The sequence below is a fragment of the Petroclostridium sp. X23 genome (genome assembly GCF_030013905.1).
Taxonomy (GTDB): domain Bacteria; phylum Bacillota; class Clostridia; order SK-Y3; family SK-Y3; genus X23.
In genome coordinates this window covers 2,073,588-2,097,985 of record NZ_CP124862.1, presented here as the reverse complement: position 1 = coordinate 2,097,985, position 24,398 = coordinate 2,073,588, and the positions used below count along the sequence as shown (strand labels likewise).

Genomic DNA, 24,398 nt, shown 5'->3' with positions numbered 1-24,398 from the left:
GTGATCACATGAGAATACGTCAGCAAGGTTCTTTTAACAATGGGTACAATGCAATAACCCAAATGAATGGGAAGCACAGCGATATGCTGATGGATTTCGGTATTCTTAAGCTGGATCAGGAACAAAAGATGATCAGTGTAGATGACAAGGAAAGAGCGTATCTACTCATAAAAGGCGAGGTAATATTTGAATGGGATGAGCATAAAGTCACCGCAAAAAGGGTTTCCTGTTTCGATGAAAATCCATGGTGCCTGCATGTACCCCAAAATGAAAGAGTCACTATTACTTCGGTTTCAGAAGACTCAGAGATTGCAGTACAAGCGACAAACAATGAAAAATCATTCCCTGCTAAACTGTATACTCCTGAAGAATGTATGAGTGAACAGCGCGGCCAAGGGACCATGAAGGAAACCTCGACAAGAACGGTTAGAACGATTTTTGACAAATCTAATACGGAACATGCCAATCTGGTTTTAGGAGAAGTGATTGACCATCCGGGAAAATGGTCAAGCTACCCGCCGCACCATCATCCGCAGCCGGAGATTTATTTCTATAAGTTCTATCCGGAAAACGGATTCGGATATGCGGAATTAGGTGAAGATGTTGTTAAAGTACGAAACAATGATACCGTTACAATTGCTGAAGGTCTTACACACCCTCAAGCTACAGCTCCCGGATATGCGATGTACTATCTTTGGGTGATCAGACATTTGGATAGCAATCCGTATATCACGCCTACTTTTGTCGAGGAGCATACATGGGTGATGGATAAAGAGGCAAAAATATGGCCGGACAAATAAAGCATTACAGAAAGTATAGTATTTTTAGTGAGTGTTAGATCAGAAGGGAGATGAGAAGAAGATGGAAACCATACGTTTAACAACGGCGCAGGCTTTGGTAAGATTTTTGGATAATCAATATGTCGAATTTGACGGTAAACAACAAAAGTTTGTAAAAGGGATATTCACTATTTTCGGACATGGAAATGTTCTAGGAATAGGTCAGGCATTGGAGCAGGATAACGGGGAGCTTACAGTTCATCAGGGAAGAAATGAACAGGGAATGGCACATGCGGCCATGGGGTTTGCGAAGCAAAAACTCAGAAAACAGATTTACGCATGTACTTCATCCATAGGTCCGGGAGCGGCAAATATGGTTACAGCAGCAGCCACAGCAACCGCTAATAGGATTCCGGTTTTATTCCTTCCGGGAGATACCTATGCCACTCGGCAGCCGGACCCGGTACTTCAACAAGTGGAGCATTATCATGACTTGACCCTTACAACAAATGACGCGTTTAAAGCAGTAAGTAAATATTGGGATAGGATTAACAGACCGGAACAATTGATGACGGCGATGATCAACGCAATGAGAGTACTAACGGACCCAGCGGATACCGGTGCGGTGACCATTGCACTTCCGCAGGATGTTCAAGGAGAAGCTTATGATTATCCATCGCACTTCTTTATGAAAAGGGTGCATAGAATCGAAAGAAGACCGCCTAGCAAGGAAATGATTAAAGATGCCGTTGAGTTAATTAAATCCAAGAGAAAGCCTATGTTGGTTTGCGGCGGCGGAGTAAGGTACTCGGAAGCGGCAGAAACGTTTAGAATATTTGCTGAGAAATTCAATATTCCATTTGGTGAGACACAGGCGGGGAAGAGTGCCATTACATGGAATCATCCGTTGAATCTGGGTGGAATGGGAACAACCGGAGAGTCGGCAGCCAATGTTATTGCAAAAGAAGCGGATTTGGTGATCGGTGTAGGAACAAGATACACTGATTTTACCACAGCTTCAAAATGGCTGTTTCAAAATCCTGATGTAGACTTCCTGAATATCAATATCGCTGCATTTGATGCCTTCAAATTAGATGGTACCAAAGTCGTGGCAGATGGCAAGGCAGCTTTGGAGATGCTAACAGAAACGTTGGAGAAAGAAGGGTATGCATCGGCGTATACAAATGAAATCAAAGAAGCAAAAGAGAATTGGTTTGATGAGTTAAATCGACTGTTTCATATAAATTATACCGGAGAAGCGTTTGAGCCTGAAGTGGCAGGACATATTGATCATGTACTGGCTGAATTTAAAGAACAAACCGGCTCTTGCTTAACACAGACAAGGGTTTTGGGGATTTTGGATGAGCTTTTGGATCAAGATGCGGTGGTTGTAGGTTCTTCGGGCAGTCTTCCGGGCGATATGCAGAGGGTTTGGAGAGCAAAGAAACCGGATACTTACCATATGGAATACGGATATTCATGTATGGGATATGAAGTTACGGCTGCATTGGGTGTTAAGATCGCTTGTCCACAGCAAGAAGTCTATGCAATGGTAGGCGACGGCTCGTATATGATGCTTCATTCGGAATTACCAACGTCTATCCAGGAGAGAAAGAAGATTAATGTACTGTTATTTGATAATATGGCTTTCGGATGTATCAATAACCTTCAAATGGGGAACGGTATGGGGAGTTTTGGAACGGAATTCAGGTATAGAAATGCTGAGACAGGAAAATTGGATGGCGGATTGGTAGCTATCGATTTCGCAAAAAACGCTGAGGCTTATGGATGTAAGACTTATACCGTCAGAACCGAAGAAGAGTTGAAAGCAGCCGTGTTGGATGCCAAGAAGCAGAAGGTATCAACCTTAATTGATATTAAAGTGCTGCCAAAGACTATGACCCATGGTTATGAATCGTGGTGGAGAGTTGGTAACGCTGAAGTAGCAGAGAAAGAGAGTGTCGTAAAAGCTACCGAAGAGTTGAAGAGAGAGCTGGAGAAAGCAAGGAAATATTAATTGGATTTTATTAGAAAATGAGTATATAGATAACCAAATCAGGATTTTAAAATTACCAAGTTATATATCCTGTAAGTTAAAGTTTTTTATCTATAAATAAAAATCTAAGGAGGAATAAGCATGAGCACATCATACAAAAGTCCATTACATGAAATGGCATCAACCACCCCAACCGATTTTTGGAACGATTCTTGTTCCATATCCGAATTGCAGTATGCGTTGGAATACGGTGCGGTAGGCGCGACTACCAATCCGGTCATCGTAGGAGATGTTTTAAAAAAGGAAATGCCTTTGTACAAAGACAGAATCAAGGAACTATGCAGTGAAATGAAAACAGGAACCGAAGATGATATCGCATGGAAGTTAAATGAGGAAATGGCCGTGGCGGGTGCGAAGCTGTTATATCCGATCTTTGAAAAAACCAACGGGCAAAATGGAAGAATATCTATTCAAACAAATACCAAGTACTATCAAAACCCTGATTTGTTGCTGGAACAGGCGGTATATTTCGGTACGCTGGCTCCCAATATTCAAGTGAAAATGCCTACTACTAAAGCAGGGATTTGGGCGTTTGAAGAAGCTACCTATCAGGGAGTAAGCATCAATGCAACGGTTAGTTTTACCGTACCTCAAGCCCTTGCGGTAGCAGAAGCGGTTGAAAGAGGGCTAGAAAGAAGAGAACAGGAAGGGAAGGATACGTCTACCATGCATCCCGTTTGCACTATCATGGTGGGCAGAGTGGATGACTGGTTAAAGGTAATTGCTGAAAGAGACGGAATCATTGTCGACCCGGTTTGCTTGGAATGGGCCGGTGTTGCGGTGATGAAAAATGCGTATAAGATTTATAAAGAAAAAGGGTACAGAACCCAACTATTGGCCGCCGCATACCGGAATCATCATCAATGGTCGGAATTTATAGGTGCCGACATGGCGATGACCATTCCTCATAAATGGATCAAGAGATTCAATGCGTCCGATGTGACTGCTGAAAAGCGTATTGATAAACCCGTTGACCCTAAAATCATTGAACAGCTAACAAAGCATTTTCCGGACTTTATTAAAGCCTATGAGCCTAACGGAATGACAGTTGAACAATTTGATACTTATGGTGCGGTAACAAGGACACTTTTACAGTTCCTTAAAGGATATGATGATTTAATCGGAATGATCCGGGATATTATGATTACGGTAAAATAACCGTTTGCAGGAGGAAAAGATGATGTTTGATGCGCAGAAAGTAAAATTAGGAATAGCACCAATCGCGTGGACCAACGATGATATGCCGGAATTGGGAAGAGAAAATACTTTCGAACAGTGTGTGAGTGAAATGGCATTAGCCGGGTTTAACGGTTCGGAAATCGGTAACAAATATCCAAGAGACCTTACTGTTCTACAAAAAGCATTGGGTTTGAGAGGCATACAGATTTGCAACGCGTGGTTCAGCGCATTTCTAACTACGAAGCCTATAGAAGAAACAATAAAAGCATTTATCGAGCATAGAGATTTTTTGCATGCATTAGGCGCAAAAATGATAGGGGTAGCTGAACAAGGTCACAGCATACAAGGAATGATGGATGTTCCTGTATTCGATAAAAAGCCGATTTTTACAGATGAAGAATGGCAAAAACTTGCGGAAGGCCTCGAGAAGCTAGGTGACCTCGCTGCAGAAAAAGGCATGCTTGTGTCCTATCATCATCATATGGGAACAGGTGTACAAACAACACAGGAAATTGATCGGTTGATGGACATGACTGACCCGGCTTTGGTACATCTTTTGTTTGACAGTGGTCATCTCACGTTTTCAGGAGAGGATCCGGAAGCAGTGCTAAGAAAATATGTAAACCGTGTGAAGCATGTACACTTGAAGGATGTAAGAAAAGATGTGCTTGCAAAAGTAAAATCGGAAAAAATGAGTTTTCTGCAGGCAGTGAAGGAAGGCGCATTCACAGTACCCGGAGACGGGATGATTGATTTTGCTCCATTATTTAAGATACTGGCTGAAAGCGGATATGAAGGCTGGTTTGTTGTTGAAGCGGAACAAGATCCGGCAAAAGCCAACCCATTGGAATATGCCATAAAAGCAAGAAGATATATTAAAGAAAAAACAGGACTCTAATACAAAGAAGATAAGAGTTGAACTGTGACAAAGGAGGCATGGAAATGAGCAAGAAATTAAAAGTGGGTGTGATTGGCGCCGGACGGATTGGCAAAGTTCATACACAAAGCATAACCTATCATATTCCTGAAGCAGAAATAAAGACCATTGCAGACGTTTATATCGATAATGCCAAGGATTGGGCCAATAGCATGGGCATTCAGAATACTACCAATGACTATCATGATATTCTTAATGATCCGGAAATAGATGCGGTATTAATCTGTTCTTCTACAGATACCCATTCCAGGATTACCATTGAAGCAGCGCAAGCTGGCAAGCATATCTTCTGTGAAAAGCCTATTGATTTCGATCTAGACCGTATTCATGCTGCATTGGCGGCAGTAAAAGAAGCCGGAGTGAAATTCCAAGTTGGATTCAATAGAAGATTTGATCATAATTTTAAGCAGGTTCATGATTTGATTAAAGCGGGGAAAGTAGGTGTGCCGCATATTATCAAGATTACTTCCAGGGATCCTGCCCCGCCGCCGGTTGAATATGTGAAAGTGTCAGGCGGAATGTTCCTGGATATGACAATCCACGATTTTGATATGGTGCGTTATTTATCCGGAAGTGAAGTGGAAGAAGTATATGCCCAAGGAGCAGTGTTGGTTGATCCGGCGATAGGAGAAGCCGGAGATATAGATACGGCAGTAATCACTTTGAAATTTAAGAATGGAGCTATCGGAGTAATCGATAACAGCAGACAGGCTGTTTATGGATATGACCAGAGAGTGGAAGTTTTCGGCTCAGCCGGTTGTATAAATGTATCCAATGATACGCCCTCCTCTGCAGTATTAAGCACTGCCGAAGGTGTTATCGGCGAAAAACCGAAGTATTTCTTCCTTGAGAGATATATGGATTCTTTTGCACAGGAAATGAAAGAGTTCTTTGATGCAATTGTGAACGGCAAGGAAACGCCTGTAACGGGAATAGACGGATTAAAACCGGTACTAATAGGTCTGGCAGCTAAAAAGTCTCTGGAAGAAGGAAGACCTGTTAAGATTGAAGAGTAAATAATAAGAGAAGGTGTCTTTAGATAAAAAGCACCTTCTCTTTTACGGTACCGCTATAGGTGGATGTGATAAAGTGCTTAATCGTTCGGAAATCTGACACGGGGACAGGGCCGCAGTCCGGCCAAAAACCAGGCCTGACAGCAGACCAGTCCCCATGTCCGATTTTCTCTATGTGCTGAATTGGATATACGGTTTAGAACGCAGAAGGAGTGAAGCACGGGGACGGAGCTACTGCTGCACCTGGTTTTGGTGAAGCTGAAGCTCCGTCCCCGTGCTTTGCGACTGACCGATTAAGCACTTTTTCACACCCTCCTACAGAGCCTTTCTTTCAGACATCATTTTCCTCAGCTTATTTTTTACCATTTTTATTATTGAATATGGAAGGATGCCAAGCAAGAACAATACTGTAATAAATATCAAAAGACCAACCGTTATGGAGGACATAAATGATATAACGTAAGAGACTTCAAAATCTATTAGTATGAGGTATGAAAGTCTAACTATCAGACCCATCAAAAGTGCAGCTAATCCCGGCTTAATAAACCATTCCATCCATTCTATTCTTAGCTTAGTAACCTGAATGGCAGTAATGAAGTTAAGAAAGGATACGGTGACTGTGTTTAAGAAGAATCCAATAATAAACCCGTTGATACCAATGTCAGGTTGTGCAATTAAATAATATGTGCACAATATTTGTATCGCGCCGCCTATCAGAAAATGGACGGCGGAACGGTTCTGTTTTCCCAAACCGTTTAACACACTTCCCATACTGTGCTGAAGACAAAAGAAAATAGTAGTAAAAGCCAGAGGGACAAGGTATTTTCCAACGTCGGCATGATTGTATATCGCAAGACCCAACGGTTGTCCCAAGGGAATAAGAATAGCCATGGACGGAAAAGCAGATAGACACGTGATAAGGAGGCTTTTTGCCGTCTTATCACGTATATTACTCCAATTCTTTAATGCCACATTCTCTGAGAGATTTGGGATAATGACTACCGATAGTGCGCTGGTTAGGGTAAAAGGGAAAAAAAGCAGCGGCATTACCATTCCGGAAACGATACCGAATGTTGCTATGGCTTCGTTGGAGGACATACCGCTTACAATCAATCTCTGCGGGATGAGGATAGAGTTCGCCGCCATCATCACCGATGAGACCAATCGGGTAAAAGTAACCGGAGCGGCAATAGCAATAATATTCTTCAGTAGGAATGATGTCGATAAGGTAGCTCTATTATTATGATTGAGTTTGGCTGAATGATGATAGCGATAATGCAAGTAAAGCAAGCTGGCTAATTCTCCGATGACCATCCCTAAAACTACCACTGCTGCAGATATTTCAATGCTTAGAGGAGGCAGGCATCGTAACAGCAAAAAAACCAATATCATTCTAACAATTTGTTCAATGATTTCAGCGAGAGCAGAAGGATGTATATCTTTCAGACCATAAAAATATCCTTTCAATACCGCGCCAAGCGCGATCATGATGATACAAGGAGAAAATATAAACAACGAAGGAAGCGTTCTAATATCTTTAAGGATATTGGCTGCAATACTATGCATGTTCATAAATAGAAGAAGTGATATACATACGGATATCAATGAAACGAGAATTAAAGAAACCCTAATGGTTTTCTTTGCCGCGCATTCGTTGTTTACAGCCTTTTGCTGCGATACTAATCGGGAGACCGCTACCGGAATACCGGATGATGTCAAAGTGATGCTCACCATATAGAGAGGGAATATCAACTGCACCAGTCCCATACCTTCAGCACCGATATATCTGCTTAAAAATACACGGTATATAAAGCCAAGAATCCGAACAAAAAAGTTTGCTGCGGTGAGAATAAAAGTACCGTATAATAACGATTTTGTATTGATCTTCAAAACCCATTCCCCCAATAATAGAACTTGTTAATCTATTTTATTCAATGAATGGTACAGGTAGAATGGTATATTTTACTTAGAAATCCTAAATAAACATAATATAAAAATGATTTAATTCTTGAACTTAACTATTTAAATAAATAAGGGCGACCAATTGGTCGCCCTTATACTTGCTATTTTTTTTCTCCACCGGGGACATCATTCTTTCCTATCTTAGAAATAGAGTCCCTCATCTGGGTATCTGCAATGACGTTTTGCATATTATAATAATCCATGACACCCATTTTGCCTTCGCGTAACGCGGCTGCCATCGCTTTGGGTACGTCCGCTTCCGCTTCTACAACTTTGGCTCTCATTTCCTGAACGGCTGCTTTCATTTCTTGTTCTTTCGCAACAGCCATTGCTCTTCTTTCCTCAGCTTTAGCCTGTGCAATACGCTTGTCCGCTTCAGCTTGGTCTGTTTGCAGTTGGGCACCTATGTTTCTTCCTACATCTATATCGGCAATATCAATAGAAAGAATTTCAAAGGCAGTACCTGCATCAAGGCCTTTATTTAATACCGTTCTTGAGATTAAATCAGGATTTTCAAGTACTTCTTTATGAGTTTCCGCACTACCTACCGTTGTGACGATACCTTCTCCAACACGGGCAATAATGGTTTCTTCACCGGCGCCGCCCACCAGACGGTCGATATTGGCGCGAACAGTTACCCGGGCTTTTGCGCGCAGCTCAATACCATCTTTTGCAATAGCTGCTACAACAGGGGTTTCTATTACTTTAGGATTAACGCTCATCTGCACAGCCTGAAGAACATCACGGCCTGCCAGATCGATGGCGGCAGCTCTTTCAAACTCAAGAGGGATATTTGCTCTTTGTGCAGCGATAAGCGCGTTTACGACTCTATCTACGTTACCACCTGCCAGATAATGTGCTTCCAGCTTGTTGGTAGAGACTTGCAAGCCGGCTTTAAGCGCTTTAATCATAGGATTTACGATTCTTGCAGGCACAACTCTTCTAAGGCGCATACCTATTAAGGTAAAGATACCCACATTTACATTAGCAGCCAATGCCGAGATCCACAGCCCAATAGGAATAAAACTAAAGAACAGAGCAAGAACAAAGATAGCAATCCCTAATACTACGAGAATGAGAATAAATTCCATAAAAAAACTCCTTCCATGATGTGTTTAATCTTATTCTATTTCTCTAACCACAATACGTGGTCCGGAAACCATAATGATTTTGACTTTAGTTCCTTTTGCGATGAATGATGATTCGGATACAACATCCAACTTTATACCATCGAAATCCGCTGCCCCTGCAGGACGAAGATTGGTAATGGTGTATCCTTCTTTATTCATAAAAGATTCCAAGTCGGTAGTGCTGATATATCCCGACTCTTTCTTCATTGAATCGGATAGGATAAGTGTTCTGGATAAACGGCCTTTAGCAGCGGAACGAAATACAGCCGCTAGGGCGATACCCAGTATGATAAGAATAATGATAACCATTACAAAAGCTTGAAGCAGTGTTTTGGCAGTCAAAACTACTCCGATAAGAAGCAGAATGGTACCGCTAATTCCCGGAAAGCCAAAGCCCGGTGCGAAGATCTCAATCATCACCAAAACCAAACCTAGTGCAAAACATAAAAAAGGTACCCATCCGATACTTGTAACAAGATTCGCCAAGTCTGTAAATAATTCCATATCTTCCCCCCTGATCAATCACTATCACTTTTATTCTTTATAGATGATATAATCATTATACTATAATAAGATATAAAAAAGAAGAGAAAAAAGAAATCACAATTTAGTATAGGAATAAAGTAGTATTCATAATATATAATTATGTGATATAATAGAGAAGGTTAGGCGTTTGATTAGATATTATTTCTATACTATTCAACTAAATATAACATAACTCTTTGATTAATTTCCTGAAATTATTGACGATGTAAGTCAAAAGTACTATAATAATGCAAGGGTTTGTAGTTCTGGAGCCCTATGTTTAAATGAGAAGTTAGATTTTAATATTATATAAATAGGCAAACTTATTGAAAAATAAGGACGCAAAGCTGCGAGTCTAAGGTGCTGATAAAAAGTACTAGGATAGTCGGGTTGCAAGAGTGAATATATTTTATTATTCATAACAGCGTTGACAGCCGTAGTTAAGTAAAATTCTGCGGCTGTTTTTATTTATAAATATAAAAAATGTTTTTGAAATGAAGGTGGTATTGAATATGCGTATAGTGCCGGTGAATTGTGTGAGAGAAAATTGTACTTTGGGTAAGACCCTTTATAATGGTGAGGGAAATGTGCTTTTAAAGCAGGGGACTGCGCTTAATAACGGGTTGTTAAAAAGAATTGCTGATAGTGGGATAAATACTATTTATATAAATGATGAGTACAGCGACAATGAGATAGAAGATATTATTAAACCGGAAATCAAGCGTAAAGCGGTAAAAACTATAAAAGATACATTTGAAAGCTGCAGAAAGATTTCTACTAATTCCAGTATGGCGGGGAATGGCAAGAAACAGGTGATTGAAGCCAGAAATATGGTCGCCAGTGCAGTAAGCGATGTATCAAAAAGCATCGTGGAAGAAGTTTTAGGCAATAAAAGTACCTTGATAAGTCTTGTAGATATTAAATGTATGGATAGCTATACCTATGAACATTGCGTGAGTGTTGCTACGTTATCACTCATATTAGGTGCAGAACTTGGGCTTAATTATAAACAACTGAATGAGTTATGTATTGGCGCGCTGCTTCATGATATTGGTAATGCATTTATCCCAAAAGAAATATTAAATAAATCCGGTAAATTGACGGATGCTGAGTATGATATTATCAAGTCTCATCCAACCAGAGGCTATGAATATGTAAAGGAAAGCAGAGAATTGCCGGCAGCAGCGAAGGTAATCATACTTCAACACCATGAAAGAGTGGATAAGAGCGGGTATCCTAAGGCTATTGAAGGCCTTGAGATTCATAGTTCAGCAAAAATCGTAGCGATTACAGATATGTATGATGCATTAACATCAGACCGTCCGTATAGGAAAGCGGTTCCGCCCAATGAAGTTTTAGAACTTCTTATGGGAAGTGCCGGCAGACATTTTGACTTTCAAATGGTGCAGGCATTTGTAAGAAAAGTTAGCCCTTATCCTGTTGGGACTTTGGTAAGGTTAAGCAATGGTGAGTTTGGTGTAGTTGAAGAGATCAATCCTAACTATCCTTTAAGGCCAAAGGTAAAAATCATTAAGCAGAATGCAGTCAATATCGAAATTCAAAACATTGATTTACTGACAGAAAAGAATATAGTAATAGAAGGAATACAGTATGAAGCACCTAATTTATCCGTGCCGCATTATTTAAAGAAAGATTAGGCATCATCAAGAAAAAAACTGGTCAATTGTAGCGAGATAATTTTCGTTATACAAGGCGGAGGATTGAGTAATACTCATGTATTGTGATTGACGACAACGCAGCAGAACGGAAAATTAGCCGTTACAATTGGCTTGGTATTTTCTTGATGATGCCTTAATAAGACGAAAGCGATTGAGATCAAAAAAAGGGAATATCATACTACGCTGATAACAATGCAAAAAAATATAGACATGTAGTGAGATTTGTTATAATATATTTTTGTCTAAAAATAAACATTGACTAAATAATGTTTCATAATATAGAAATATATTCAGTTTAGAATGCATCGGATACTCACGGGCTGTGACGATTAATGAGGTATATTGGCCTTATGTATGCAGAGTAACTCATTGGTATTTGAAAATATATTAACGATATTTAAGGTACAGATATAAACGAAATATTCACATTATCACGATTGATTCTTTTTAATATAATAGCGTATTATAACAATTTGGTAATTTGACAAAAATTCTTTTCGTATATCCCAATATTCGATCGGTTTATTCGGGAATATTAAAAACCATATCTGAATTAATCGATTAAATATATCGAAACAATGTTAATCATTTAACAAGGGTGCTTGAAAAAGTAATGAATATGCGCTATATTATATATAGCCAATGAACGCAAGATAATAGGCTATTATTATAGGATTTTTATGTACGCAGGTATATAAAATAATTATAAGCTTTTGCAGAAGTTTTCAGAATTACTGAAATACTTGCAGTTGAGGGAGGGTCAAAATGTATAAAATCGTTAGAAAAGAGGTACTAAACTCCCAGGTGAAGCTAATGGACATCTATGCACCGGCTATCGCTAAGAAAGCACAGCCCGGTCAGTTCATTATCCTGAGAGTGTATGACGGAGGAGAGAGAATCCCGCTTACGATAGCAGACTATGATAGAGAAAAAGGTACGGTAACTATCATATACCAGGAAGTCGGGAAAACTACCAAACTACTGGGTACGCTCAATGAAGGCGACAGTATTTTGGACTTTGTGGGGCCATTAGGTGTAGCATCCCACTTGGATGGATTGAAAAAGGTAGCGGTCATCGGCGGAGGCTTGGGAACAGCGATCGCATTTCCACAGGCAAAGGAGCTGCACAACCTTGGTGCGGAAGTACATTCCATTATAGGATTTAGAAACAAAGACCTGATTATCCTTGAAAAAGAAGTAGCGGCAGTAAGTGATAAAGTATTTGTTACCACCGATGACGGTTCCAACGGCAATAAAGGTTTTGTAACCGATGTGCTTAAGAACCTGATCGAAGAAGGCAATCAATATGATCTGGTCATTGCCATAGGCCCATTGATCATGATGAAAGTGGTATGTGACTTGACAAAGAAATACGGTATTAAAACCATCGTCAGCATGAACCCTGTCATGATAGACGGTACAGGCATGTGCGGAGGATGCCGCGTAACGGTAGGCGGAGAGACAAAGTTTGCGTGTGTGGATGGTCCGGATTTTGACGGACATTTAATAGATTTTGACGAAGCAATGAGAAGACAGCGCATGTACAAGGAACATGAGAAACTCTCGGAAGAAAAACATGAATGCAGGATGGGAGGTGCTCTCAATGGCTAATATGTCATTAAAGAAAGTAGCCATTCCCGAGCAAGATCCTAATGTAAGAAATAAAAACTTCCTGGAAGTAGCATTGGGATACACCGAAGACATGGCAAAAGAAGAAGCCCAAAGATGTTTGCAGTGCAAACATAAACCCTGTGTACAGGGATGTCCGGTCAATGTAAAGATTCCGGAATTTATTAATCTGGTAGCCCAAGGGGACTTTGAAGGAGCATACAACAAGGTAAAAGAAACCAATGCACTGCCGGCGGTATGCGGCAGAGTATGTCCGCAGGAATCACAATGCGAGCAGTTGTGCGTAAGGGCTAAAAAAGGCGAATCGGTAGGGATAGGAAGACTTGAAAGATTTGTAGCCGACTGGCATATGGAGCACGGTAAAGATGAGAAAGTTGAAATAAAACCTAACGGCAAAAAGGCAGCGGTCATAGGCGCAGGGCCGGCAGGACTTACCTGTGCGGGAGATCTAGCCAAACAGGGTTATGACGTCACCATCTTTGAAGCTTTCCATACCCCCGGTGGTGTATTGATGTATGGGATCCCAGAATTCAGACTGCCAAAAGCCATCGTGCAAAAGGAAATAGATGCGCTAAAAGAAATGGGCGTAAAGATAAAGACCAACATGGTCATAGGCAAGGTACACTCCATAGATGAACTGATGGAAGAAGGATTTGAAGCGGTATTTATCGGTTCAGGCGCAGGACTTCCAAGCTTTATGAAGATCTCGGGAGAAAACTTAAACGGTGTTTACTCAGCCAATGAGTTTTTAACTAGAATCAATTTGATGAAGGCCTACCAATTCCCCGACTGTGATACCCCGGTAAGAGTAGGCAAAAAAGTTGCGGTCGTGGGAGGCGGAAACGTAGCGATGGATGCTGCCAGAAGCGCCAAAAGACTTGGGGCGGAAGAAGTATATATCATTTACCGCCGTTCGGAAGAAGAAATGCCGGCAAGACTGGAAGAAGTACACCATGCAAAAGAAGAAGGAATCAAATTTAAGCTGCTTACCAATCCGACACAAATCCTCGGCACAGAAGACGGTTGGGTAAAAGCCATAGAATGTATTGAAATGGAACTGGGTGAGCCGGACGCTTCCGGAAGAAGAAGACCAGTTGCGAAAAAAGGTTCGGAACATGAAGTGGAAGTAGAAACTGTCGTTATTGCGATAGGACAATCTCCTAACCCGCTCATCAAGTCCACCACAGAAGGACTTCAGACCCAAAAATGGGGCGGCATCATCGTAGAAGAAGAAACAGGAGCGACCAGCAAAGAAGGCGTATATGCCGGGGGAGACGCGGTAACAGGCGCTGCAACGGTAATATTGGCCATGGGAGCAGGTAAGACTGCCGCTCAGGCTATTCATGAAAAATTAATGAGTAAATAATAAAGGTTTGCGATTATATTATTACTATAAAAAGTTACTAAAAGCGATAAGGAATTTTCCTTATCGCTTTTCTAGTCACGGTAAAATCATGAAACCATTTCTGTACAATATCCTTTCGTAGTGTGTACTTTCTATCCCCCCAGTGTATTTTTACCCCTTTTGCAAAATCCTCTTAGTCATTTGCAGAATGCTGAAGCGTTTGGTATTCCTGCATTCTACAAATGATTAACCTAGTTTTTATGTTGGGGTAAGTCTTTTATTATAATTATTTGAAATTAGATTATATTACTTTATGTTATGTTATATTGAGTAATGATTATTATTGACAGGTAATATTGCTTGATATATAATGGCTATATTATGTTGTGTTTATTCATCTAATATAATGTTTATTATTGAAAGTCGGAAAATAATTACCATTTATACTTTAAATTTTACATTCAACATCAAATGTTGTGGATGATAGATGCATCATCCTATCAACATAATGAGTGTTGGTAAAATATTGATATATCTACCATAAGTTTGGAAACATAGATTTCCCTATGTTTCGTAAATAATCCTATGCATAGAAAATATTACTTTATGGGATGATTTTAGCAATTATGAGAGGAAGGTGTTAAGGTGCGTTTTGTTATTGTAGCAGGGACGCCGTCGGCGGGAAAAACTTCAGTAATGCTTCATACAATTCGTCATTTGCTGAAGGATGGATATTCAGTGGCGGGCTGCAAAATCGATTGTTTGCAAACATCCGATGATGAGCGGTACCGTGGTTTGGGGATACCGGTAGCTGTAGGCTTAAGTGAGTATATCTGTCCTGATCATTTTTATGTGGCCAACCTTGAAGAAGTAGAGCAGTGGGCTCGGGAGCAGAAAGCGGAGGTGGTTGTTTTGGAAACGGCTGGATTGTGTCATCGCTGTGCTCCGGCAGTGTTTGATTGTTTGTCGGTATGCGTAATAGACAATTTAATTGGTATTGATACTCCGAAAAAGGTAGGCCCGATGTTAAGTACGGCAGATATTGTTGTAATTACAAAAGGAGATATTGTATCTCAGGCGGAAAGAGAGGTATTTCGTTATAAAGTCGAAATGGAAAATCCGCAGGCGCAGATTCTTGATGTTAACGGCCTTACGGGACAAGGTTCATTGACATTGAAAAATAATATTTTGAGTTTTAAATCTTTAACGGGAATTACCGGGAAAGAGTTGCGCTATCCTATGCCGGCTGCCATCTGTTCTTATTGTGCCGGGGAGACTATTGTAGGCAAAACCTATCAGATGGGAAATGTCAAAAAAGTAGATTTTGGGAGAGAAAAAAATGATTAAAACAATAACAATCTTGGGCGGGAGGGATAAAGACGGCTCTCCGGAGAAAATCAAACAGTTGGAAATTCAGGCGGGTGATGTACTGGCAGTCATAGGTCCTACCGGTTCAGGAAAAACCCAATTAATTGCCGATATTGAGCAATATGCCGAAGAAGAAACACTGACAGGAAGAAGTGTTTTAATTAATGGTTTACCTGTTGACAAAAACAAAGATAGAAAGTTAATCCGTTATTTGGTAGCGCAAGTATCTCAAAATATGAACTTTGTAATTGATATATCGATTGAAGAATTTCTGCTAATGCATGCTCGGGTTCGTGGCATTGCTGATCCCAATAAAACCATTAAGGAAGTGTTGAATATAACCAACCAGCTATCCGGTGAACCGGTATCTTTTGCAACAAATCTCACACAATTGAGTGGTGGACAGTCCAGGGCCTTAATGGTGGCAGATGTGGCCTTAATCAGCAATGCTCCGGTGGTGCTGATTGATGAAATTGAAAATGCAGGCATTGACCGATTACAGGCGCTGAAAATTTTGACCGGTCAAGGGAAAATTGTGCTGGTTGTTTCGCATGATCCAACTTTGATGTTGATGACGGATCAAAGAGTGGTGATGAAAAATGGCGGGATGGAAAAAATTTGCGTAACAACGCCTTATGAGAAAAAAATTCTTGAAAGGCTGACAGGCTTTGAAAAGAAGATCGGTGCTTTGCGTGATCACCTCAGACAGGGAAATAGTATTGGAATAGAAGGGAAGGAGGATTAGTTGTTATGGTAAGAGTATTGGTACACTGTCCGTTAAATATCAGCAGATCGCTGGAGGAAATGCTAAAAGAATTTGGTCGTGAGATGGAACAAAAGCATAAGGTTGAAATAGAAGTGATCACCCAGCCCCATCGTCCGACCGAAGAAGGTTTGTTTCAAATGTATCTAAAGGATGACCGGATGCCCGAACTGATTATTGGTCATGTTAATGATTTTGCAGATTTGCCTGCGGGTTTTTTAGAAGAAAACTTCCGATCGTTACCTGACCGTTTTCCTATGCGGAAGGAACTAGTGGACGCTGGTTTTACAGATGCTAAAGGATTTTTTCAACCTTTTGTGGTAATTCCCTTTGCTATGTTTTATAATCCGAATCTGTTAGAAGAAAATAACATTCCGGATTCATGGGAAGATTTACTGCAAACACGTTGGAGAAAACAGATCTTGATGCCGGATGAGTATCGGATGGTTTCTAAAATAATCCGAACCTTTATGCAGGCGCATTATCTGGATCGATTTGCTGATTTTCAGAATAATGTAATACATGAGGGTGCGCCGATTGATGTTGTGAATGGGGTGGATGAAGGCCGCTATCCGTTAGGGATTACTAATATTGCATTTGCACGCATTTCCCGTAATAAAAATACTCGATTAATTTGGCCACGAGATGGGATTTTCTGTATGCCACAGGTGATGGTTTGGAGCAAGAAAGCCGATGACCGTTTGCTGGAAATCGGTGATTTTTTGCTATCTAAACAGGTACAGGAATATCTGGCACTGCAAACTTTTGTTCCTGCTTCACCTGAAGTTGCTATTCCCAAAATTCTGGCTGAACACCACCTTCATTTGCGTTGGGAAAGCTGGGAGCATTACCTGAGTGTAATAAAAGGAGCCGGGGAGTAGCTGGCCGGCAGGAGTGATTGAAATGCTGCAAATTAAAAACTTGAATTTTTCTTATAAAAATCAAAGTATTTTAAAAAATGTAAATATGTTAGTCCAACAAGGAGAAATCATAGCACTCATTGGCCCTAATGGATCGGGAAAGTCAACGCTGTTGCGTTGCTTGAACGGTTTTTTGCAACCAAATAACGGTCAGGTTTTATTTAAGGGAGAAGATATTAGATTAAAAACCCGGAAGTGGATTTCCTGTCATATTGCTCTATTGCCGCAAAATTTGGAGACTATTCAACATACCACTATATACGACTTGGTTGCTATGGGGAGAAGCCCTTATCTTAAGTTTGGGTGGTTTTTGGGGGAAGAAGATAAAAAAATAGTAGAAGAAGTGATTGAATATATGAATTTGCAGGCAATCAGGGATCGGCCGTTAAGTAAAATTTCCGGTGGGGAACGGCAAAGAGCCTGGATTGCAATGATTCTTGCCCAAAATACTGAGATTGTATTGCTAGACGAGCCAATCACTTTTTTGGATTTAAAATATCAATGGCTTTTACTGGATATTATTAAGCAAGTCCGTAGGCAGTATCAGAAGACTTTTATTCTGGTTTTGCATGATATTAACCAAGCAATGACGGTTGCCGACAATTTTGTTGTTTTGAAAGAGGGGAATGTGCGGGCTTATGGTAAACCGCGGGATATTATTACCTCCCATCTTTTACATGATGTCTACGATGTTGCCGCAACTGTCTGCAGTATTGGCAAAGATGAATGTTCCGTTGTCTTGCCTGCCAAAATTTCTTGAAAGGGAGGAAGTAATGAATGGCAAATCCATTTGGGCACTTGATGCCTATTTATCCTTTGATTGCCCAGCAAATTCTAGATGATTATCAAATTTCCAGCGGAAAATGCCTCGATATCGGAACCGGTCATGGATTTTTGGGTATCGAGCTGGCAAAGATTACAGAGTTGGAAATGTATTTTATAGATATTGATCCTGAGGCATTAAATAAGGCTAAAAATAACGTGCTGGAGTATGAATTGAATAATGAAGTCCATTTTGTTGGTGCCGATGTTACAGCATTACCGTTTGAAGATAATTTCGCCGAGCTGGTAATCAGCAGGGGGTCGCTTTGGTTTTGGCATGATCAGGTCAAGGGGCTGCAGGAAATATACAGAGTTCTCAAGGCAGGAGGTGCTGCTTTTGTAGGTGGTGGTTTAGGCCGATATACCCCGCCGACAATGCGTCGGCGTCTTCAGGGAGAAGGCCGCCAAAGGCTGGAGGCAAAAGGTGAAAAAGGTTTTTTAAGGGGTAAAAAACTAGAAGAGCTATTGTTTAAGACAGGGATTAAAAGTTATTTTCTTATTTCCGACGTCGAAGGCGAACCTTGCCATTGGATTGAAATTAGGAAGGAGTAAGATATATGAAGAAAACACGAGGATTGTTAGCTGTATTATTGGCAGTATACTTGATTGTTTTGCAGGCAGGTTGCGGCAACAGTCAAAGCTCAACTGCAAGCAATGGAGAAGAGAGTACTCAAACACAGGTGAGAGCAATTACGGATGATCTTAATAGGAAAGTACAGGTTCCTGCTCATCCCAAGAGGGTATTAGCCTTAAATTCAAGTATGATGGAGACGCTTTTTGATTTGGGCGTAGTGCCCGTAGGAAAAGTCATTGAATATGAGATTCCGCGGCCAGAAGCGCAGGATTTACCGAGTATTTCTAATGAAAATTCGCCGAATATTGAGATGATCACCAAGCTGGCTCCTGATTTGATTATAGCGCATGCCCGCAATCATGCTCAAATTCTTGATAATCTCGAAGGGACCGGAGCGGCTGTTGTTTACATAGATTCCAGTAAAGCCGAAGATCAGTTGTTGGGAAGGATAGACTTGATTGCCGAAGTTTTGGAATGCCAATCTGAAGCGGCCGCTTATATGCAAAAAGTTGAAGAAAAAGCTGAGCAGCTCCGGACGAAGATAGCTGATTCACCGATTAAAACAGCTTTATTCATTCAAGGAGGAAGCCAAAACATCATGGCTGCCCAAACATTTTGTTTCTGGGGAAGATTGATGACTTGTCTGGGTATTGAAAATATTGTACCGGAAGAAGTGGCTAAAACTTCTAAAGCCGGATTTGTGATTTTTGATATGGAAACAATTATACAAAAGGATCCTGATGCTATTCTGATCTTGCAGCCCGGCTTTCGCAGCACAACCGGTCAAGGCAGCGGGAAAGGTAACGGTCAGGAAAATAAAGGGAATCAACAGAGTGCAGGCAATATGAGTGCCGAAAAATTACTTGCAATGTATAAAGATGATCCGATGTGGAAAGGATTATCTGCCGTAAAAAACGATCAAATTTATATTGTTCCGATTAAGGTGTCGCCAGGTAAAATTAATGTTTTAGATGCTTTGGATGTTGTGGCAAAACTGATTGTTCCTGAGAACAAATAGGCAGGAAGGATAATATGTTAACAAAAAATGTTGTATTGCCGAAATTATTACACCATCGGTACAGGCAAAAAAAACGCTGGTTTTGGGTTTCGCTCTTCGTTTCTATGTTATTCTTGGCAGTTTTGATGAGTATCTTTAGTGGGACTTTACAGTTTTCTTTGTGGGATGTTATGGAAGTTTTTTCAGGAAAATGCGAAGATCAACTGACTCGGAATATTATCTGGAACGTCAGATTTCCGCGAACAATGACAGGTCTATTGGTGGGAGTAAATATGGCAATTTCCGGTGCTTTACTCCAGGGGCTGCTGCGTAATCCTTTAGCTTCGCCGAATATCATAGGGTCAAATTCCGGCGCAGGTTTGGCTGCTGTAACAGTGATGTGCCTGTTGCCGGGAAATATCAAGCTTCTTCCACCGTCTGCTTTTTTCGGAGCTTTACTAGCAGGACTTATTATTTATGGATTGTCCAGGCGGGATGGGAGTAGCAGCAGTGTAACGATTATCTTAGCTGGAGTAGCGTTGGGAGCACTGTTATCAGCTTTTACTTCTGCAATTATGATCCTGCATACCGATGAACTTGGAATTACTTATACCTGGATGGCCGGAAGTTTAATCGGCCGCGGCTGGCCATATTTTCATTTAATCTGGCCTTACAGCTTGGCAGGGATTTTGTTTGCTGTTTATATGAGTCCCAAGATTAATCTTTTTCTTCTTGGAGAAGAAGTAGGAAAGAATTTAGGACTATCTATTGAGATTTACAGACTGTTGATTATTATAACTGCCTCCGTATTGGCAGGCAGTGCGGTGAGTGTGGCAGGAACAATCGGGTTTATAGGCATCGTATCTCCCCATATTGCTAGAATGTTGGTAGGCAATGATTATCGCTATCTTACTTTAATGTCGGCTGTTACAGGAGGGCTTCTGCTTGTTTTAAGTGATACTTTGGCCCGAACGCTTTTTCAACCTATGGAAATACCGGTTGGAATTATTACTGCTACTTTAGGAGCACCATTTTTCTTTTTCCTCCTTTATAAAAAAAGATCCAGCTTTCCCTTGTGAAAGGATATTGGAAATAAATAGGTTCGTGGTTTTATCGTGCTTTTCTGGTATAATCCTATTGACGGATGTGATAAATTCGTTTATTCTAATTCTGCATGTATAAACATTAAATAGAAGAAGATTTTGGGGGCTGAGGCCAAGGGATGCAAAACGTTTGCATTAATCCCTTTCGGGGAAAGAGTATTCCTAATACCGTATATGTAAAACCTGAAAAGCCATGGACTTGGTGTTTCAGATAGCCACCGAGCTCGGCATTAATCATGCAGGGTTTGATATTGCGATGATGGACGATTACTGCTACATCTTTGAATTTAATATTATGTTTGGCTTGCAGGGAATTAATGAAATGAATATTGATTTGGATAATAAAATCTACCAATACTTATTGAGGCAGGATGATCCGGAAAAACCGTTTTTTCATTTCCCGGGAAAAAGAGTCGGTTAATATCAAAAGAAACAGCGGCAAAAAGATCATCGCTGTTTCTTCTTCTTTTCTTCTCTTACTAATTCAATTTCAAAGGTGTCAAAATCTATTTCTTCAATAAATGCGTCTTGATTAAAGGAGGCTCTGCCATAAATAGCAAAGTCTTTTGTATGCACATGGAACCACAGAGGCTTTTGAATATCAAATTCGCGGCATATTTCTTCCAAGCATACCTCCAACATTTCACTTTGAGAGATATCATTTTTTGCATATTGTGCAATATATTGATTGGTCATCCTGTTGTTTTTAATAATCTTTCCCCATAATCTAAACATCTTATCATCCTTTAGTAAATTAGTTCACAGGTCACGGTTTAATAGTTTACAGTTCACAGTTCACAGATATAGAAGCGGTATCTGCAAATATAGATAAAAAACTTTAAAGTTATTATTAACCAATATATTAATTCTTGTTTCAGTATATCTGTCGTATTATCGTAGGAGTGGACGATCCTGTCCACCTGTACAGAATCTTAACTATTAGCGTGATATACAATTTGGTAAATTACAAGCCTAAAGTTCGTTATCTATATATTTTGCTCTAGTATAAGAACTTATGTTATTCGTATAGATTTATAAAGTTTATATGTAGTATAACAGATTTATACATGGATGAAAAGAATCATTTTTCAATAAAGGTTTCTGTGAACCGTGAACTGTGAACTGTGAACCGAAACTCATCTAGGCCCAAATACCTATAGAAAATATTTCTAATTATATTGACAGTTATTTCATGTGTGATACAATATATAGCGTAACTGAATTAAAACACATACAAAATATAGCAACAGGAGTGATGGAAGTGGGTCTAACTGAAAATGCTGTCAAGGTATTGGAGAAAAGGTATTTAGCTAAGGATGAGAATGGCAAGTTATTAGAGACACCGGATAAAATGTTTAGAAGAGTAGCGAGCGCTATAGCGCAGGCAGATAAATTTTATGATGAGAACGCCGATGTGAAAAAAACTGAGCAAGAGTTTTATGAGATGATGTCTAATCTGGAATTTCTTCCGAACTCCCCTACGTTGATGAATGCCGGAAGGCCATTGGGGCAGCTTAGCGCATGTTTTGTGCTTCCTATAGAGGACAGTATGGAAGGAATATTTGAAGCCATTAAGCAGGCTGCAATGATACATAAGAGCGGTGGTGGCACGGGGTTCAGTTTTTCCCGTTTAAGGCCTAAGGGTTCTACGGTTAACTCTACAGGTGGTGTAGCCAGTGGTCCTATAAGCTTTATGAAGGTGTTCAATGCGGCAACCGAAGCGGTTAAGCAAGGAGGCACCCGCAGAGGAGCCAATATGGGCATTCTAAGAGTAGACCATCCGGATATTATAGAATTTATCACCTGTAAGCAGGAAAATACGGAAATCAATAATTTTAATATAAGTGTTGGGATAACAGAAAAATTCATGCAGGCTGTAGAAAGTGACAGCGCTTATGATCTAATTGATCCACATTCAAAAAAACCGGCAGGTAAGCTGAATGCGCGGGAAGTGTTTAAGAAAATAGTAGACTCCGCATGGCAGAACGGTGAACCGGGTATTATTTTCTTAGACCGCCTAAATAAGGATAATGTGGTGCCTGAAGTAGGCGAGATTGAAAGTACTAATCCCTGTGGGGAACAGCCGCTGCTGCCTTATGAATCCTGCAATCTAGGATCAATCAATCTTGCATTGATGGTAAAAATGAATGAAGGTAAAGTAGAGATAGATTATGAAAAATTAGCGGGTACGGTTCAAAAGGCAGTCCATTTTCTTGATAATGTGATAAATGTAAATCAATACCCTCTACAAAAGATTGATGAGGTAACCAAGTCCACAAGAAAAATCGGACTAGGGGTTATGGGATTTGCTGATTTACTGTTCAAGCTGGGTATACCGTATAATTCTTCTAGCGGTGTACAGCTTGCGGAAAAAATCATGCATTTTATCAGTGAAGAAGGTAGAACTGCAAGTATGCATCTAGCAGAACAGAGAGGAACATTCCCACTATTTGAAAAAAGTATTTATAAGGCTTTAGGGGTTAAGGTAAGAAATGCGACGGTGACTACCATTGCGCCAACCGGAACACTTAGCATTATCGCGGGGGTATCCAGTGGTGTTGAGCCTGTATTTGCATTATCATATATCAGAAACGTAATGGATAACGATGAATTGGTAGAGGTAAACCCCATCTTTAATCAAGTAGCTGTTGATGAAGGTTTCTACTCGGAAGAGCTTATGAAAGAGATTGCCCAAGCGGGGCATATTGAGGGATTTATCCAAATTCCCCAGCGGGTAAAGGAAGTATTTGTTACTGCTCACGAGATCTCCCCGGAATGGCATATTAAGATGCAGGCAGCATTCCAGAAATATACCGATAATGCCGTATCAAAAACGGTTAATTTTAAAAATGAGGCGACCCGGGAAGAAGTGGCGCAAGTATTCGAACTGGCATATAAGACTGGATGTAAAGGGGTTACCATCTATCGTGACGGGAGCCGTGACCTTCAGGTGCTTAATATCGGTAAGGTAAAAGGGAAAGAGGACAATGAGCAGGAAGAAAAGCAGGATGGTGAATATCATATCATGCCTAGACCTAGACCGGAGATTACTACCGGCTTTACTGAAAAGGTAGGAATCGGATGCGGTAACCTATATATCACAGTAAACTATGACCAGCAAGGGATTTGCGAAGTGTTTACCAATACCGGCAGAGCGGGAGGATGTCCGTCGCAGTCCGAAGCAACCAGTAGATTGGTATCCATAGCGCTAAGGTCGGGGATGGAAGTCAAAGCGATCGTAGAACAGTTAAAAGGGATACGATGCCCGTCTACCATTAGACAGCGTGAATTGAAAGTAACATCATGCCCCGATGCGATCGCAAGGGTGATCGAAAAAGTCGTCAAGCTGCAAAACGGCAATGCCAATAAGGAAGTACAACTGACCACAGAAGAAAAGAAAAAGACAGGCAGTGTGTCCGGCGATGCGGTATGCACTGTGAGTGATTCCTGCAGTAACCCTGAACATCAGTCCGTTGCCGTTGGTAAATATTGTCCTGACTGTGGAAAGATAGTGGAGCATGAGGGCGGATGCGTGATTTGCAGGAATTGCGGATATTCCAAATGTGGGTAAGAACTGAACATATTGTGTTGGATTCAAAGAATAGAGTTGGAAACTC

Annotated in this window: 21 protein-coding genes and 1 riboswitch; of the genes, 17 read left to right on the top strand and 4 right to left on the bottom strand. The window is 40.6% G+C overall.

The window, feature by feature from the left end:
* The first annotated feature begins 8 nt into the window (after nucleotides 1–8).
* The 5 genes from QKW49_RS09995 to iolG all read left to right on the top strand — a co-directional run bounded on the left by QKW49_RS09995 (nucleotide 9) and on the right by iolG (nucleotide 5,967).
* Nucleotides 9–800: a 5-deoxy-glucuronate isomerase gene (locus tag QKW49_RS09995; protein WP_282867398.1), complete on the top strand. Its 792-nt coding sequence runs from the start codon at nucleotides 9–11 to the stop codon at nucleotides 798–800.
* 61 nt (nucleotides 801–861) lie between these two features.
* Nucleotides 862–2,796, top strand: a complete 1,935-nt coding sequence (iolD, locus tag QKW49_RS09990) for a 3D-(3,5/4)-trihydroxycyclohexane-1,2-dione acylhydrolase (decyclizing) (RefSeq protein WP_282867397.1) — start codon at nucleotides 862–864, stop codon at nucleotides 2,794–2,796.
* 120 nt (nucleotides 2,797–2,916) lie between these two features.
* Nucleotides 2,917–3,993: a transaldolase family protein gene (locus tag QKW49_RS09985; protein WP_282867396.1), complete on the top strand. Its 1,077-nt coding sequence runs from the start codon at nucleotides 2,917–2,919 to the stop codon at nucleotides 3,991–3,993.
* 22 nt (nucleotides 3,994–4,015) lie between these two features.
* Complete coding sequence (gene iolE / locus QKW49_RS09980) at nucleotides 4,016–4,912, top strand: myo-inosose-2 dehydratase (protein WP_282868104.1); 897 nt, start codon at nucleotides 4,016–4,018, stop codon at nucleotides 4,910–4,912.
* A 44-nt stretch (nucleotides 4,913–4,956) separates the two neighbouring features.
* Nucleotides 4,957–5,967 (top strand): inositol 2-dehydrogenase, encoded by a 1,011-nt coding sequence (iolG, locus tag QKW49_RS09975; protein WP_282867395.1) that lies wholly within the window; start codon nucleotides 4,957–4,959, stop codon nucleotides 5,965–5,967.
* Nucleotides 5,968–6,279: 312 nt separating this feature from the next.
* Here iolG and spoVB read toward each other — a convergent pair whose 3' ends face one another.
* From spoVB to QKW49_RS09960, 3 genes are all read right to left on the bottom strand, one after another.
* Complete coding sequence (gene spoVB / locus QKW49_RS09970) at nucleotides 6,280–7,854, bottom strand: stage V sporulation protein B (RefSeq protein WP_282867394.1); 1,575 nt, start codon at nucleotides 7,852–7,854, stop codon at nucleotides 6,280–6,282.
* A 173-nt stretch (nucleotides 7,855–8,027) separates the two neighbouring features.
* Entirely contained in the window at nucleotides 8,028–9,017 is a 990-nt protein-coding gene (gene floA, locus QKW49_RS09965; RefSeq protein WP_282867393.1) for a flotillin-like protein FloA, read from the bottom strand.
* A gap of 30 nt (nucleotides 9,018–9,047) precedes the next feature.
* Nucleotides 9,048–9,560, bottom strand: coding sequence for an NfeD family protein (locus tag QKW49_RS09960; protein ID WP_282867392.1), 513 nt, complete (start codon nucleotides 9,558–9,560; stop codon nucleotides 9,048–9,050).
* 327 nt (nucleotides 9,561–9,887) lie between these two features.
* Nucleotides 9,888–9,979: riboswitch (cyclic di-GMP riboswitch) on the top strand.
* Between the two features lie 114 nt (nucleotides 9,980–10,093).
* Between QKW49_RS09960 and QKW49_RS09955 the strand changes: the two genes are divergently transcribed.
* From QKW49_RS09955 to QKW49_RS09905, 11 genes are all read left to right on the top strand, one after another.
* Nucleotides 10,094–11,239: an HD-GYP domain-containing protein gene (locus tag QKW49_RS09955; protein ID WP_282867391.1), complete on the top strand. Its 1,146-nt coding sequence runs from the start codon at nucleotides 10,094–10,096 to the stop codon at nucleotides 11,237–11,239.
* Nucleotides 11,240–12,025: 786 nt separating this feature from the next.
* Nucleotides 12,026–12,871 (top strand): sulfide/dihydroorotate dehydrogenase-like FAD/NAD-binding protein, encoded by an 846-nt coding sequence (locus tag QKW49_RS09950; protein WP_282867390.1) that lies wholly within the window; start codon nucleotides 12,026–12,028, stop codon nucleotides 12,869–12,871.
* A complete protein-coding gene (gene gltA, locus QKW49_RS09945; RefSeq protein ID WP_282867389.1) occupies nucleotides 12,864–14,255 on the top strand; it encodes an NADPH-dependent glutamate synthase in 1,392 nt (463 codons plus the stop codon). The genes QKW49_RS09950 and gltA overlap by 8 nt, the downstream gene beginning before the upstream one ends.
* Before the next feature lie 624 nt (nucleotides 14,256–14,879).
* The gene (locus QKW49_RS09940; RefSeq protein ID WP_282867388.1) at nucleotides 14,880–15,581 is read left to right on the top strand and encodes a GTP-binding protein; all 702 of its coding nucleotides are present in this window, start codon (nucleotides 14,880–14,882) and stop codon (nucleotides 15,579–15,581) included.
* Nucleotides 15,574–16,347, top strand: a complete 774-nt coding sequence (locus tag QKW49_RS09935) for an ATP-binding cassette domain-containing protein (RefSeq protein ID WP_282867387.1) — start codon at nucleotides 15,574–15,576, stop codon at nucleotides 16,345–16,347. The genes QKW49_RS09940 and QKW49_RS09935 overlap by 8 nt, the downstream gene beginning before the upstream one ends.
* A 5-nt stretch (nucleotides 16,348–16,352) precedes the next feature.
* Complete coding sequence (locus QKW49_RS09930; RefSeq protein ID WP_282867386.1) at nucleotides 16,353–17,246, top strand: ABC transporter substrate-binding protein; 894 nt, start codon at nucleotides 16,353–16,355, stop codon at nucleotides 17,244–17,246.
* Nucleotides 17,247–17,268: 22 nt separating this feature from the next.
* On the top strand, nucleotides 17,269–18,045 hold the full coding sequence (locus tag QKW49_RS09925) for an ABC transporter ATP-binding protein (RefSeq protein ID WP_282867385.1): 777 nt from the start codon (nucleotides 17,269–17,271) through the stop codon (nucleotides 18,043–18,045).
* Between the two features lie 17 nt (nucleotides 18,046–18,062).
* The gene (locus QKW49_RS09920) at nucleotides 18,063–18,659 is read left to right on the top strand and encodes a class I SAM-dependent methyltransferase (RefSeq protein ID WP_282867384.1); all 597 of its coding nucleotides are present in this window, start codon (nucleotides 18,063–18,065) and stop codon (nucleotides 18,657–18,659) included.
* Between the two features lie 5 nt (nucleotides 18,660–18,664).
* Complete coding sequence (locus QKW49_RS09915; RefSeq protein WP_282867383.1) at nucleotides 18,665–19,699, top strand: ABC transporter substrate-binding protein; 1,035 nt, start codon at nucleotides 18,665–18,667, stop codon at nucleotides 19,697–19,699.
* Between the two features lie 14 nt (nucleotides 19,700–19,713).
* Nucleotides 19,714–20,757 carry an iron ABC transporter permease gene (locus QKW49_RS09910; RefSeq protein ID WP_282867382.1) on the top strand — a complete coding sequence of 348 codons (1,044 nt, stop codon included), beginning with the start codon at nucleotides 19,714–19,716 and terminating at the stop codon, nucleotides 20,755–20,757.
* 217 nt (nucleotides 20,758–20,974) lie between these two features.
* A complete protein-coding gene (locus QKW49_RS09905; RefSeq protein WP_282867381.1) occupies nucleotides 20,975–21,202 on the top strand; it encodes a hypothetical protein in 228 nt (75 codons plus the stop codon).
* A gap of 26 nt (nucleotides 21,203–21,228) precedes the next feature.
* Here the strand turns inward: QKW49_RS09905 and QKW49_RS09900 are convergent, their stop codons facing one another.
* Nucleotides 21,229–21,516 (bottom strand): hypothetical protein, encoded by a 288-nt coding sequence (locus QKW49_RS09900; protein ID WP_282867380.1) that lies wholly within the window; start codon nucleotides 21,514–21,516, stop codon nucleotides 21,229–21,231.
* Nucleotides 21,517–22,042: 526 nt separating this feature from the next.
* Here QKW49_RS09900 and QKW49_RS09895 point away from each other — a divergent pair.
* The gene (locus QKW49_RS09895; RefSeq protein ID WP_282867379.1) at nucleotides 22,043–24,352 is read left to right on the top strand and encodes a vitamin B12-dependent ribonucleotide reductase; all 2,310 of its coding nucleotides are present in this window, start codon (nucleotides 22,043–22,045) and stop codon (nucleotides 24,350–24,352) included.
* Nucleotides 24,353–24,398: the final 46 nt, after the last annotated feature.